This is a genomic window from Shewanella sp. 1311 (assembly GCF_059338235.1).
In genome coordinates, this window is record NZ_CM181686.1 from 1,972,059 (window position 1) to 1,986,407 (window position 14,349).

The following is a 14,349-nucleotide window of genomic DNA, read 5'->3' on the forward strand; positions in this document are numbered from 1 at the left end:
GAATAATTCACTAAAAGATATAACATGAGCCTGTTTTTTGACTTGAGTCAAAATATTGCCAATTCAAACATGGACTGAAGGCAACTTATGTTAGGCTGTCGCCACTACGTGCGGTAATCCTAATGTATCTTTCGATGAGATAGTCTTATCGAACTCGGCAATGAAGTTACCTCGCCGCCAACATCGACACTTATGTAACACTGTACTTGCCGCTAAGGATAAAGCCGCAAACAAATGGACTCTATCGTCCTTTTTTATGCGCTACATCCTTGTTATTTGCTAAAAATTAGCCAGCTCGATTTAAGATTTTGCATCATATGATTCATTAATGAGTCAAATTTTAATGTCAGCAAAAAAAACGAAATTAATCAATAATATCTATAAGTTACATCTAGAAGATATAAATCAGACTTGCCCGAAGAACGCAATTCGTCAGTCGGACCTGAAAAATAAGTGTTATCTTCAATTAATGGGCAAATAAGGATCACTAGTCAGCATGTCAATATCTGTACTCATCTGTGACGATTCCGCCATGGCGCGTAAGCAAATGGCCCGCACGCTCCCAAAAGAGTGGGATGTGGAAATAACTTATGCGACCAATGGTGCCGAAGGCCTTGATGCTATCCGAGCCGGAAAAGGCGAAGTGGTGTTTCTCGATCTCAACATGCCAGTGATGGACGGTTATGAAGTACTGCAAACTGTGCAGCAGCAGGATCTCCCCGCGCTGATCATTGTGGTCTCTGGCGACATTCAAATCAAAGCTCACGAGCGAGTCAAAGCCTTAGGCGCATTAGATTTTATTCAAAAACCCGTTAGCGCCGATGCCATCAGCAACATTTTGCAAGATTACGGCATCCTAACCCTGACGCAGAAAGATATCGCCGACGAAGTCCCGATGATCAAAGTCGACATGCGTGACGCTTGCCAAGAAATAGCCAACGTCGCCATGGGACGCGCCGCCGATCTGTTAGCAAAGTTACTCGATGTATTCGTGTTACTGCCCATCCCCAATGTGAACGTGCTTGAGGTGAGTGAGTTGACCATGGCACTCAAAGCCACGGAAGAAAGCTCGACCGTATCGGCACTTTGCCAAGGTTTTATTGGGGCGGGGATTGCGGGTGAAGCCCTGCTCTTGTTCCATGATTCCAGCTTTAAGGACATGGCCAAGCTGATGGGATTAGCCAATCCTGAAGATAAAAATACTGAGATAGAAGTCCTGATCGATACCGGAAACGTGCTGATCGGCGCTTTCCTTAACGGCATTTCTGAACAGCTCGACATGAAATTTAGTCAGGCTCACCCTGTCGTGCTAGGACGGCACTGCACGGTTAACGATCTGATCCATGATAATTCAGAGAAATGGCAGCGAACTTTGGCTATGGAGATCAACTATCGGATTGAAGATCATAATATTCAATGCGATTTGTTACTGCTCTTCACCGAGGATTCCATCCCCACGCTTAGCTATAAACTCGGCTATTTACTCGATTAACCAGTTGGATTTTATCCTATGTCAAATGACCAAAGCGCAATGAACGAACTACACTGGCTCATCGATATGGTGCAAACCATAGAGGTGGGATTAGTGGTATTAGATCGCCATTACAATATCCAGCTGTGGAACGGTTTTATGGAGAATCACAGCGGTGTTTCCCCTAATTCGATCAAAGGTCAAAACCTGTTTACCCGCTTCCCCGATCTGCCCGCCACTTGGTTAAAGCAGAAAATGGAATCGGTTTTTATGCTTAAAAACCGTGCATTTATTAGCTGGGAACAACGGCCGTACGTTTTCCAATTTAAAAACTACCGCCCGATCACTGGCCGTGCTGACTACATGTACCAAAACGTGACCTTGTTGCCACTGGCATCGCTCACGGGACAAGTGACCCATATCAGCGTGATTATTTATGACGTGACTGATATCGCCATCAACAAGTTACAACTTAAAGCAGCCAACGAGCAACTCGAGCGCCTAAGCCAAACCGATGGCCTGACTCAGCTGCATAACCGTCGCCATTGGCAAGAATGTTTAGATCATGAGTACGACATATATGCCCGCTACTCAGGCATGGCAAGTTTAGTGATGATAGATATCGATAACTTTAAACATATCAACGACAGCTATGGTCATGTTGCGGGTGATAAAGTGATCCAGCATATCGCCCACTTACTCAGCCAATCCCTGCGTGAGACCGATTGCGCCGGACGTTATGGCGGCGAAGAATTTGCAGTCGTATTGCCCAAAACCAGCGGCGCCGATGCCATGTATTTCACCGAGCGACTCAGGGAAAAAATCGCCGCATCCGTCATTCTGTATGAAAGCCTGAAGATCTCTGTGACTGTGAGTTTAGGTGTGTGCGAAATTGGTTCCCACATCACCAGCAGCTCAAGCTGGATTTCTTGCTCCGATAAAGCGCTGTACGAAGCCAAGCAAAAAGGTCGTAATTGCAGCGTTTTGCATACCAGTACCAGTGTGAACAAAACGACCCAAGACTAACATATTCACCCAATAAAAATGCCCATCATAGATGGGCATTTTTATTTAAAACGGTACAGATTAGATATTTACGTACGAATTAATGAGGGAAACCATCATCTTCTTCGTCGTCTTCATCTTCTTCGTCATCCATTTCATCACCGACGAAATAGGTGCCCCAACCGTCATATTCCACTTTCTGTTTTACTGCTAATTGCAGCAGTTGTTCTGCGGCTTTATCCAGTAATTCAACTTCTAGTTTGTGGTGCGCGACAGCATCGAAACAGAAAATAATTGAACCATCTTCCAGTTCCATTTCTTCAGCGTCATTCACCTCAAAACCTAATTTAAAGGCATCTACTGCGGCTTTTTCGAGACGATCGAAATTGGTCGATGAAAAGTGATGCTCAATAATATATTCCGCATCAGGCTCTGAGCCATCGTCAAGCAGGGCTTGCACTATGTCACGATTCTCTGCAAGTTGGGCTTTTAACTGACTTTCAATAGACATGGATTTGTCTCCGTTAAGGTAAATCTGGCTCAAATTGGCATTATACCCAAACAACCTGAAGATGCAGGATTCAGCGGGAATTTAACGCACTTTAGGCAAGGCGGTTATTTGCAGACCTAGCGGGCTAAGTTAAAAATAACCAACTCAGCATAAAGTGCGTTAAAACCCGCCGGGACGGAGCGCCTAGGGCACTCCATTTCCGTGTTGCATCAATTCAAAAGGTGACCGACATTCTTTCATTGATGCACCTTGAATTGAAGCACCCTAGGCGCTCTGAAACTCGTATCTTCAGGTAGCTTGGGTATATTATACGTCATCACTCGCGAGAGTTTTACCCATAAGTGCTGCCGCCTCTTGATTTATCTCAGCAAATCTCGCCGACATGCTGGCATGGATTTGCGCAGAAAAGTTTTTCACATCGGCTTTATCTAAACCAGCTGTCGGCACAGGTGCCATCATATCGATAATGACTACACCGTTATTCCAGCGATTTAGCTTAATGTGGCTTTGGCACGAGGCCAATACCGGCACAACAGGTACTCCCGCCGCAATCGCAGTATGGAAAGCGCCCGCTTTAAAAGGTAACAAACCGCGCCCACGAGAACGTGTCCCTTCAGGAAAAATCCACACAGACAAATTCTTCTGCTTAATTTTTTCCACGGTTTTCGCCATAGTATCAAAGGCACTATGACGGTTTTTGCGGTCGATCAGAATATTCCCTGACAACCAATAAATTTGACCGAATAATGGCATCCACGCCAAACTCTTCTTGCCCAAACTCACAGTCCCTTTAGGTACCGCTGTCGTGTGAGTGAAAAGATCGAAGTTATTCTGATGATTTGCGAGGAAAATATAGGGGCCATCCTGCACATCTTTATGTCGACGTACAATCACTTTGATCCCAAGGATCGGAGCGACCGATGAGAAGATCTTGGCGAACATATGTACATTGTCGCGGTGCCGAGGTCTTAATAAACACACTAAGCCACCAAAAATAAAGGCAAGCAACAATGACACCGCCAACAGCATTGATCTGACGATTAAAAGCACGATTTACTCCGACTATAAAAGTGGCGACAGTATATCCACCATGGCTTTTGGACTCAATATATTGTTTACATCTGTAAGCTGACTTGCTAACAAGCAAGCAAAAAAGCCCATCGATATACTGAAAATCCAGTGTATAGATGGGCTTTTATATCAATATTTATCTAAGCGTGGTGTTTTGGCAGGATTTCAGATCCCGCTGCCTGAGGCGCAACTTTAGCTAACACAAAACGGATGACTAAGGCGCTCACGGCCAAAGTCGCGACTATCGCCGCACCGCTGGGTAGATCTAACGTCGCCGACAGGACTAATCCTAGAACATAACCCAACAAACCGACGAGGTAAGCGTAAAATAACCGACCTTTACCGCGGTACTTGTTCAGTGCTAAAGCGGGCAATATCAAGGTACTGAACACCAGATAAACGCCCACTAATTCCACCGACAAGGTAATGACCAGCGCAAATAGCAGATAAAACCCTGCACCATCCAACATCTGGGGACGCAGGAATATCGCCAATAACACCAGTGAATACACCACTGCCGGCAAAATCAGTTGTGACCAGCTCACCCACAGGATCTGACCTGACATCAATTGCTTTAACAGCTCGGCGCCGTGTGGGTCGTTCGCCAGCAGCAACATAGCCGCTACCGCAGACAACACATAAAAGCAGCCGATCATTGCCTCCAACTCACCCGCCATCCGCTTAGATAACCAAGCAATAAACCCTGCGCCCGCGAGGGCAAACAGCGCTGGCATCCACACATTAGCAAACGGCATGTCTTCTAACCTGTGGTCCATGTGAGCGACAATCGCGCCTAAGGCGGCAACTTGCGCTATCGCTAAATCGATAAAGATGATGCCACGCTTAAGTACTTGTCTTCCAAGTACAATATGCGTCGACAACACTAAGATCCCCGCTGCCAATGCAGGCAACAGAATCGACATCAGTTCAAGATCAAACATAGGTTTATTTCACTCCATTTAAGAGGGAAATCACGCTGTCATAAAGGCTAAATAAATCTTGGCTCTTATCATTGCCACCCACAGACATAGGCAACATCACCACGGGCAAGTTCGCTTTTTCACCCAGCCATTTTGCACCGCGCTCGTCCTGATAAGAGGCCACGACCACCGCCAGAATATCCCCTTGTTCGGCGCGCGTCAGCAGACTCGCTAAGTGGCCGCTAGTCGGAGCTAAACCCGGTTTAGGCTCTAAATCCGCCACTTGCTCGATACCAATCCAGTTGAATAAGTATCTGAAGCTTGAGTGGTAAGCGATCACTTTTTTACCTTGTAATCCCTTAGCTTGCTCTTCCCAACGCGGGACTGCGGCTTGCCAGCGAGTGGTAAAATCTGCCAGTGACTTTTGATAATCGGCCGCGCCAGCAGGATCTAACTGAGTCAGCTTAGCACTCAGTGCCGTGGCGACTTTTAACAGACGCGTCGGGTCGAAATGGATATGTGGATTACCTTGGGCATGAACATCACCCATACTGCGATCGACACTGGCCAGCTTATCTAAGGTCTCGATTTGATCGGCGGCGAAAAATAAGCCTTGATCGGTCGAGCGCACATTCGCGTTTGCCGACTTCATTTGCAGCATAGGCAACCAACCCACTTCAAGCTCGGCACCGGCGCAGACCACAAGATCCGCCTGACGCATTTTGGCGATCAAGCTCGGACGCGCCTGCACTTGGTGCGGGTCCTGCAATGCCGTTGTTGCCGAATAGATGCTCGCCGTAGGAGCCAGCTCCTTCGCTAATGCTGCATATTCAGGTTCACAGGCAAACACGTTTAGTTCGGCGTGGGCCAAACCGGTATAAGTGACAGATAAGGCCACTGCGGCCAATATAGCTAAATTAGAATTGATGCGCACCGTGAGCCCCCAGAGACATAATGTATTGAATTGTGAAGATGTTATCGTCTTCAATTCCGTCGAAGTTAGTACCCTTTTGATTGGTATACTGGAAACGAACCGTCGAGAAATGGCTAGAATGCCAAGCCAAACTCACCTCAAATTCTTTCAACTTCTGCCCATGGAAATGATCGCCATGGAGCTCTTGCGTATCCGCTTCACCATAACGCACACCCGCTGACCAGCTCGGCGTGAATTGGTACACACTGCTCAGATACCAACCTTGGTGGTAATCTTGGCTCGGCGCATCCTCAGGATGTAGATCGACAGGGGTAAAATCGCTCACCCGATAATACTCGCCGCTCACAGTAAGATTTTGATATTTGTAGTTACCGTTAGGCGCCCACTTATAAACAAAATCAGCACCATAGGTATTTTTACCTGTGTAAGATGCGGCGTGGCTATGACCTGCGTGCTCATCACCATGGTCATGCTCATCTTCATGTTCGCCTTCTTCATGGGCGGTCACTTGGCCATTCTCGTTACGCAGGTAACTTAAACCCGCTTGCCATGAGCTGTTATCGCCGATGTCGCCACCGATTTTTGAGTACAAGGTATAAACGCCGACCTTCTTAAACTCACGCTCACCATGCTCATCGGCGGCACGTAAACTGTCGCCCTTAAAGGCTTCAACGCCCATAGTCCAATACAAGTCAGTCGGCGCTACGTAGTTGAAACGTATACCATCATCAAAATAATGGCCGCCTAAGAATGCACGGTAAACCACTGGACGGTCGGTGAAAGAATCTGTGTGTAAATGTTGGTTATTGAGGTAACCAATGTCCGATAGGAAACGACCGCCGCGGATAGAAAAGCCCGCAGGCATCGCCATGGTTTGAATGAAGGCTTCTTCAAGATTCAGCTCAGTGTCACCGTCATGCATCTCAACCACAGCTGTGACTTTACCGTAAAACATATCATCGATATTGGCGCTCAGGGCCAGCTCGGTCTCACCTAAACCAAAGCCATCTGGGCTCTCGGCTAATGGACGCTCACCCGTTTGATAGTAACCATTTAATACGGCACTGATCGCTGGGTTCGTGAGGCTCGAATCTTCAGCCAATAGGCTAGGCGAAACAAACGCACACGCCAAAGCCACCAAAGAAATTCGGGTATTTAAAACAGTCATGATATCTCCAAAATACAACTAGCACTCGACGACTAATATAAAGTCATCAAGAAATACAATAAGTTAAAATGTTTGAGTTGATTTAGAGAGTGGCAGGTGGCGCACGACTGCGATAAACACTGACGTGTTCAGAAATGGAGGGGGGTAAAACAAATTCGACCACATCGAAATGCTGCACGCCTAAATTGAACGTCAGCGGTTGGGTCAATAGAATCTTGTTAAGCTGGTGCTGATGGAAGCACAGGGTACAGTGGGTCTTAGCCCCATCGTCAAGATGGGTCACACTATGGGCTGAGGCGGCAAAAGACAGCAATATCAAGATGGCCGAAAGCCATATCGAAATCGTGCGTCTAATGTGACGTTTAAGTCTCACTCAGTCGTCCCCATAGTTAAAAAGTTGCATAAGTCTATGTCAGGGCCATAGCAAGTTGCAATAAGGTAATTACTTTGCAAAAGGTTACAAGATATTTGAGCAGGGTAATCTTAGCAGCAACTTGCCTCGTACATAACGGCGAAACCTTACGGGAGTGCTGGTAAAAGAGTACATTTAAGATTAGCTTAAGTGAGTGTAACTATAGTGTATTTAGTTTTTATGTCAGCGAGCACAACGGCGAAATTGAGCTCGATATGGCGTCCGTTTTTAACCACCAAAAGGCAACTCTCATGCTAGCATTTTTTCGTGAAAACTTAGGGCTTATCTTAGGGATAGTGATTTTCAGCGTGGTGATATTTGGTGGAATTTATTACGTTGAGCATTCCTTAGCGGCCCAAGAACAAGTCGTTCAGTAAACCTGGAGTCACACTCTGTGGCGGTAATTCGCCTGGGTAAACTCCTTTTTCGCTATACCTTGAGCGCCCACTATAGGCGCTCGAATCATTTCTGCCTCAGCAGATTGTCTTATTGCTTTGTTATCGGTACTTCTGTCTTTGGTCACTATCATCGACGGGTTCCGGCGCTTCAATGGTGATCACTTGGTCCATAAAGTGACTCACGAACAACAACATCAGCGAAAAAATCATCACAGGGATCGCAAAGTGCCGCACTGAGGCATCGAAATAACTGTATCCCGCTGTAAACACACTCAAATAAAAGCCTAATAACTTAAGCTTAGCCAATGTTGGGCTACGGCCTAACCAAGCGGTGCAGTAGGGACAACGCACTTGGGCGTCGAAGCCTTTGCCTCTTTGTTGGGTGATGTCACTGACCTTGATGTACTGATTACAATGGGAACACAACATGAAAACACGATTCCTAAATAGCGATGCGCAAGTTTACCAGATCCCTGCCAGAGTGCGGCCTGCAAATACTGATAAAAGGCTAATCTTGTCGAAAATGCGGATAAAACCACGAGCCCTAAAGCAAACCCCCGCGGCAAAAAAACTTAGCTCCGAAGCAAATTTCACTCGACGACGTTTTACAGTCAATCCGGCAGCCACTATCATACTCAGACATATTTCTATTTAAGATCACACCTATGCATCGCTACCTCGCTCTAGTGTTTGCCCTGTTTATCCCATTATTAAGTCTCTCATCCCCAGCGCAAGCCGAACCTGTCGCGGCAATCGAAAGTACATCAACCACACCTGTGGCGGTCAAAGCCGAACTGGCTATGTTGCAACAAGCTATCGATACCGATATCCATAAGCTGAAATATGCCAAAGGTGAGTTGAAAACGATTGTCGAATATCGCATTCAAAACAAAACGTTACAGTTACGTAATAAGATTAAAGATTTGCTCGAAGCAACGCCGATCGACAGTGCTTTTCTGCAGCCATTAATCCAAGGGCAATTGAACTACATCCAACAGATTGATACCTATATCGATGACAACATTGATAAATTGGAGCTGCAACTAGGCTCGGGTACAGATGATGCGATTCTGCTCGATATCTCTAAGCGCGAATTAGACAAAGACACCTATTACAAACAGCAACTCGAGACACTCAATTGGCTCGAACAGGTTGGCCAAGATATTAGCGAAGCACAAAAGTCCCTGCTGCAAATTTTGATTGCGCGTGCAGATATGCTTGAAAGCTTAGTGACTTACACTCAGCAGCAACTGCAAGCTGCGGTCGATACCGCAACCAATGCCGGTAAAGATGTCACGTCGGCGCAAACTAGCCATGTGATGATGCTAAAGGAACGCTTGGCCCAAAATAGCCAAAGCTTAAATATCGACATCAACTTACTCGATGCTTTAGGCCAAGATACCGCCGCGCTGAAAAAGACCTTGTTTAGTGTGTCAGGCGATATTACTCAGGACGTATTGAGCTTTGATGTGGCCTCGAGCTTAGTCGAGCAGTGGCTGAACACGGCGCAGGAACAAGCGATAAATCATGGCCCTACCGTCGTGTTTAAGTTGTTTGTATTCTGCTTGATCTTAATTATCGCGGGTCTCGCCGGCAAGTTAGCCAAACAGATAGTGAAGAATACCGTTAGCAATTCTAAGTTGAATTTGAGCAAGTTATTACAAGACTTCTTCACGTCGCTATCAGGCAAAGCCGTCTTTACCATAGGACTCTTGGTCGCCCTATCCCAGCTTGGGATCGAACTTGGGCCGCTACTCGCAGGCTTTGGTATTGCGGGGGTGATTATTGGTTTTGCACTGCAAGATACCCTGTCGAATTTTGCCTCTGGCATGATGATCTTAATTTATCGTCCCTACGATGTGGGTGATTTGATCAACGCTGCTGGTGTCACGGGTCGAGTAAGCCACATGAGTCTCGTCTCGACTACGATTAAAACCATGGATAACCAACGTCTTATTATTCCTAACAATAAGATTTGGGGCGACACTATTAACAACATCACGGCCGAGCACCAACGTCGAGTGGATATGACATTTGGTATTGGTTACAGCGACAATATCGAACATGCTGAAGCGATTCTCAAATCCATCGTCGAGGCGCATCCCAAAGTACAGGCACTGCCAGCGCCAACGATTAAACTGCATCTGCTGGGTGAGTCTTCGGTCGACTTTATCGTGCGCCCTTGGGCGAAACCGGAAGATTATTGGGAAGTGTATTGGGACATTACCCGTGAAGTGAAAATGCGATTCGACGCCGAAGGGATCAGCATTCCGTTCCCGCAGCGCGATGTGCATATCTATCAAACCACGAAGTAACCTTTCTAAAACCAGCGCTAAAACGTTAAAACCAGCTAAAGCGTTAAACCAGTATAAGCACGTTAAATCAGAGTCAAAGGGCGTAGCAGCAAGCTCGCCCTTTTTTATCTCTGCAGCGCTTTTGCATCTAAGCGTGAGTTTTCATTGAAATGTTAGTTTTGAATCTAAACGTTAGCCTAAACCGACTATCTCACCTTTGGCATCAATATCGATTTTCAAGTATCCCGGTTTAAGCCCAAGGCCTGGCATAGTCATCACATTACCCACTAAGGCAGTTATAAATCCCGCCCCCGCATGTAACACTAACTCTCGCACTGGCACCACAAAATCCTTAGGTACACCCTTTAAGCTAGGATCGTGGCTAATGGATAACGGCGTTTTGGCCATACACAAAGGCAAATGTCCATAGCCAAGCGCGGTCAGTTGCTGTGCCTGCTGTTTCGCCTCGATAGAAAGACTCACGCCTGCAGCGCCATAACCCACTTCGGCTAAGGTGGATAACTTAGCCTCTAATGACGCTTCATCTGGATATAACAGTTTGAACTGACTTTCAGTTTCAGCGGCGCGAACCACAGTTTGTGCTAAGGCGATAGCGCCCGCTTCCCCTTGGATGAAGGCATCGCTAATTTCACAGCCAAAGGCAGCACTCGCGTTGACAGCTTCGATTAGCCATTGCAACTCAGCATCGGAATCAGTGGCGAAACGGTTAATAGCAACCACCACAGGAATGCCATAACGCGCCACATTGTTGATATGCCAGTTTAAATTTGCAAAGCCTGCTTCGAGTCGAGCCTGCTCTGGGGCATTGATATTTGTCGCACTGATGTTTGGCACATGGATATTTGATACATTGCTATCCACCTCAGTTGCCAAGCCACTATTGGCCTTCAGCGCTTTTAAAGTCGTCACCAACACCGCGGCGGCTGGCGCCTGACCCGATTGACGCACCTTGATATTACAGAACTTTTCAAAGCCCATATCCGAGCCGAAACCGCCTTCAGTCACCACAAAGTCCGCCAGCCTAAGGGCGATATCATCGGCAATGATCGACGAGTTACCGTGGGCAATATTGGCAAAAGGGCCCGAATGGATCAGACAAGGCGAGCCATTTAAGGTCTGCATTAACGTCGGTTTTATCGCATCGGCCATGATGGCCGTCATCGCCCCAGCGACACCTAAGTCTTCGGCGGTAATCACTTGCCCTTGGGTATTTAAGGCCAGCACTAAACGACCGATCCGCGACCGCATATCCGCCAAATCATGACTTAAGGCTAAAATCGCCATCAACTCAGAGGCGGCGGTAATATCAAAACTGGATTCGTACTCTGGGCCGTTATTATCACCTAAGCCCACATGAATTTGTCTAAGGCAGCGATCATTATGATCGACCACTCGGTGCCAGCGGATCTCGTTGGGATCGATAGCCAAAAACGCTTGTTCAGATTGCGCTTCAAATTCTGTTTTACCTAAGCGCGTCTCGTGGAATAGCCGCGCCGCAATCGCCGCGGCCCCTAAATTGTGGGCACTGCTGACGGCATTAATATCACCCGTGAGATGTAAGTTCATCTCCTGCATGGGCACCACTTGAGCATAACCGCCACCCGCAGCACCGCCTTTCACCCCAAACACAGGTCCCATGCTAGGCTGGCGAATACAAGCACAGGCCTTTTGGCCTATGGCATTTAACGATTGTGTTAAGCCAATGCTCGTCACCGTTTTACCTTCGCCGTGGGGCGTAGGCGTAACTGCGGTGACGATAATCAATTTACCTTTGCGTTGCCCCGCTAAACGCTGCAACACACTGAGCTCCACCTTGGCTTTAGTGTGACCAAATAGCATCATCTCTTCGGGTAACAGGCCTAAGTCGGCGCCAATTTCGGTGATGTTTTTAAGGCTTGCGCGACTCGAAATATCCATATCTGTCAGCATGCGTCGATTTCTCCCTTTCAGATACGCTTTGGTTTAGTATGAGGGGTTGCTAAGCACAACACTCATTGAATAGGGCGGATATTAGGTGATTGGCTTTAAGATATATAGCCATCGAAAGGGTTAATGAGCGATTCCTTAATCTGCATCAAATATTTTGCCCTGCACCCTATAAATCAAAAGCACACAGTCCCAAAGAGGAACAGCATGAGCGAGTCCCATTTTACTTTTTCTGAATTTGTTGCTGGTTTCTGGCGAATGGAAAGCTGGGACATGACGCCCATGCAGCGCCTTAGCCTGATTGAGCAATACCTAGAACTAGGCGTGACCACCATGGATCACGCTGATATTTATGGCCAATATCAATGCGAAACCTTGTTTGGCGAGGCATTAGCCTTAAAGCCTGCACTGCGCCAACAGATGCAAATGGTCAGTAAGTGCGGTATTAAACCCGCGTTTGCCTGCCGCCCTGAGCGCTACGTTAATCACTACGACACCTCCTGTGAGCATATTATTGCCAGCGTCGAGCATTCCCTTAAGCAGCTCAATACCGATTATTTAGATCTGCTGCTGATCCACAGACCCGATCCCCTGATGGACGCTGATGCGGTCGCCGAGGCATTTAAGATCCTCAAGCAAGCAGGTAAAGTGCAGCATTTTGGCGTATCGAACTTCACCAATGCACAGTTCTTCTTGTTGCAATCGCGCTTAGATGCCCCTTTAGTCACCAATCAAGTGGAACTCTCGCCACTAGCGATGAGCACCCTACACGACGGTACGCTCGATTTGTGTCAGCAACGTCGTATTCGGCCTATGGCTTGGTCGTGCTTAGCCGGCGGAAAGATTTTTGAAACCACTAATCCACAGGCGGTTCGCTTGCATCAAACCCTCAAGCTCATCGCCGAGCAAGTGGGAACTCAAGATATTAGCCAAGTGATTTATGCCTGGGTTCGTATGCTACCAAGCCGACCCGTGCCGCTTATCGGCAGTGGCAATATCGAGCGGATCAAGAGTGCCGTTGCCTCCAATGAGATCCAGCTCGATCGCCAGCAATGGTTCAGTATTTGGCAGGCATCTATGGGTCACAGCGTACCTTAATTTTCACCTCCCAAACGCAACAACCATAAACAACAACGGCGCCAGAAGGCGCCGTTGTTGTATGCATTATTGAGTGCGACTTAAAACTGCACATCGCCACTTAAATGCGGGCGGCGGCCTTTGCTGTCACGTAATTCAAATACCATATTATCGGTGTTCTGCTCATAGCCAAACCCGACATCAGCAGGCATCAACAGTGGCAGTTTAAAGGTCACATCCACAGTAAATGGACGATCGCCAATGCTTGGCATCAACTCCGCCAAACAACGGGCCTTAGACCACATACCATGGGCGAGCACGCGATCAAAACCAAAACGCTTTGAGAGCACAGGATGCAAGTGGATCAGGTTATAGTCGCCAGACGCCTTAGCATAACGACGGCCTAAATCTTCACTCAAGCGCCAGCTTTGCGGCGTTTCCCACGCCATATCAATGGCTTTAGGTGGACGAACCCGACGTCCAGCAACATCGATACGATATAAATAGGTGGATAGCGATTCCCAAACGAGTTCTTCACCCACAAACGCCTTAGACACAAATTCAAACTCTAAGCCTGAATCAGTCTCACGGCTTGTGGTCAAGGCGCACTCGAGGGAGAAAGTCTCGTCAACCGTCACTGGGCGATACACTTGAATGCGGTTCTTAAGGTGGATCATCCCAAGCAGCGGGAAAGTGATGCCGTCGTGGGTAAAAATCACCGCATGCAGGCGAAATGCCATCACATAGAGATAGGTTGGCGGCAGCACTTTACCGTCAAATTGAAAACCACACACCTGCGCATATTGGCTTACTTTAGTTTCAGACACAGTCACATGCGGCGCGGTCACCTTAATATGGGGCAGCGGTTGCTGATCCCAACCCGGCTTACGGCCAAAGAAGATCTTGCGATAAAGAGAAAACAGCGACGGCATCGCGTTCAATTCAACACAATATGCATTATTCAAGTCTGAGTACCTTTTAATTAACTATCCCTTGGCACATAAATGCATTGCCATAAATTACCCCTCACAGACGAGTAACGTCTGCTCAATCAAGTTGATAACGAGTGTAAAACAGGCCACGCTGCGTCTTAATAAGGGCTGATGCTGACTCACCGAATGGACAACTATAGAGTCAGGTT

General features: G+C 47.3%; 14 protein-coding genes. 5 read left to right on the forward strand and 9 right to left on the reverse strand.

Features of this window, described 5'->3' with window-relative positions; genetic code table 11:
- Nucleotides 1-496 precede the first annotated feature (496 nt).
- Together AC5YB3_RS08900 and AC5YB3_RS08905 are read left to right on the forward strand one after the other, a co-directional pair.
- A complete protein-coding gene (locus tag AC5YB3_RS08900; RefSeq protein ID WP_006080020.1) occupies nt 497-1,492 on the forward strand; it encodes a response regulator in 996 nt (331 codons plus the stop codon).
- An 18-nt stretch (nt 1,493-1,510) separates the two neighbouring features.
- Entirely contained in the window at nt 1,511-2,497 is a 987-nt protein-coding gene (locus AC5YB3_RS08905; RefSeq protein WP_006080017.1) for a sensor domain-containing diguanylate cyclase, read from the forward strand.
- 79 nt (nt 2,498-2,576) lie between these two features.
- Here AC5YB3_RS08905 and rraB read toward each other — a convergent pair whose 3' ends face one another.
- The 6 genes from rraB to AC5YB3_RS08935 all read right to left on the reverse strand — a co-directional run bounded on the left by rraB (nt 2,577) and on the right by AC5YB3_RS08935 (nt 7,453).
- Nucleotides 2,577-2,987: a ribonuclease E inhibitor RraB gene (gene rraB / locus AC5YB3_RS08910; protein ID WP_107403569.1), complete on the reverse strand. Its 411-nt coding sequence runs from the start codon at nt 2,985-2,987 to the stop codon at nt 2,577-2,579.
- A gap of 306 nt (nt 2,988-3,293) precedes the next feature.
- Nucleotides 3,294-4,037 (reverse strand): 1-acylglycerol-3-phosphate O-acyltransferase, encoded by a 744-nt coding sequence (locus AC5YB3_RS08915; protein WP_012090274.1) that lies wholly within the window; start codon nt 4,035-4,037, stop codon nt 3,294-3,296.
- 161 nt (nt 4,038-4,198) lie between these two features.
- Nucleotides 4,199-4,999, reverse strand: coding sequence for a metal ABC transporter permease (locus AC5YB3_RS08920; protein WP_494526969.1), 801 nt, complete (start codon nt 4,997-4,999; stop codon nt 4,199-4,201).
- Between the two features lie 4 nt (nt 5,000-5,003).
- Nucleotides 5,004-5,912, reverse strand: a complete 909-nt coding sequence (locus tag AC5YB3_RS08925) for a metal ABC transporter solute-binding protein, Zn/Mn family (RefSeq protein ID WP_494526970.1) — start codon at nt 5,910-5,912, stop codon at nt 5,004-5,006.
- Nucleotides 5,896-7,080 carry a hypothetical protein gene (locus tag AC5YB3_RS08930; protein WP_494526971.1) on the reverse strand — a complete coding sequence of 395 codons (1,185 nt, stop codon included), beginning with the start codon at nt 7,078-7,080 and terminating at the stop codon, nt 5,896-5,898. The genes AC5YB3_RS08925 and AC5YB3_RS08930 overlap by 17 nt, the downstream gene beginning before the upstream one ends.
- Nucleotides 7,081-7,162: 82 nt before the next feature.
- Nucleotides 7,163-7,453, reverse strand: coding sequence for a hypothetical protein (locus AC5YB3_RS08935; RefSeq protein WP_006084230.1), 291 nt, complete (start codon nt 7,451-7,453; stop codon nt 7,163-7,165).
- A 290-nt stretch (nt 7,454-7,743) separates the two neighbouring features.
- On the opposite strand from AC5YB3_RS08935, the gene AC5YB3_RS08940 reads away from it, so the two are divergent.
- Nucleotides 7,744-7,869 (forward strand): hypothetical protein, encoded by a 126-nt coding sequence (locus AC5YB3_RS08940; protein WP_086010635.1) that lies wholly within the window; start codon nt 7,744-7,746, stop codon nt 7,867-7,869.
- Nucleotides 7,870-7,989: 120 nt separating this feature from the next.
- On the opposite strand, the gene AC5YB3_RS08945 is transcribed toward AC5YB3_RS08940, so the two are convergent.
- The gene (locus AC5YB3_RS08945; protein WP_071939992.1) at nt 7,990-8,319 is read right to left on the reverse strand and encodes a hypothetical protein; all 330 of its coding nucleotides are present in this window, start codon (nt 8,317-8,319) and stop codon (nt 7,990-7,992) included.
- 236 nt (nt 8,320-8,555) lie between these two features.
- Between AC5YB3_RS08945 and AC5YB3_RS08950 the strand changes: the two genes are divergently transcribed.
- Nucleotides 8,556-10,205 carry a mechanosensitive ion channel family protein gene (locus AC5YB3_RS08950; RefSeq protein WP_494526972.1) on the forward strand — a complete coding sequence of 550 codons (1,650 nt, stop codon included), beginning with the start codon at nt 8,556-8,558 and terminating at the stop codon, nt 10,203-10,205.
- A gap of 171 nt (nt 10,206-10,376) precedes the next feature.
- Here AC5YB3_RS08950 and AC5YB3_RS08955 read toward each other — a convergent pair whose 3' ends face one another.
- The gene (locus tag AC5YB3_RS08955) at nt 10,377-12,134 is read right to left on the reverse strand and encodes a formate--tetrahydrofolate ligase (RefSeq protein WP_494526973.1); all 1,758 of its coding nucleotides are present in this window, start codon (nt 12,132-12,134) and stop codon (nt 10,377-10,379) included.
- Nucleotides 12,135-12,338: 204 nt separating this feature from the next.
- On the opposite strand from AC5YB3_RS08955, the gene AC5YB3_RS08960 reads away from it, so the two are divergent.
- Nucleotides 12,339-13,229, forward strand: a complete 891-nt coding sequence (locus tag AC5YB3_RS08960; RefSeq protein ID WP_259573655.1) for an aldo/keto reductase — start codon at nt 12,339-12,341, stop codon at nt 13,227-13,229.
- Nucleotides 13,230-13,309: 80 nt separating this feature from the next.
- Here AC5YB3_RS08960 and AC5YB3_RS08965 read toward each other — a convergent pair whose 3' ends face one another.
- Complete coding sequence (locus AC5YB3_RS08965) at nt 13,310-14,140, reverse strand: MaoC/PaaZ C-terminal domain-containing protein (protein WP_011845701.1); 831 nt, start codon at nt 14,138-14,140, stop codon at nt 13,310-13,312.
- Nucleotides 14,141-14,349 lie beyond the last annotated feature (209 nt).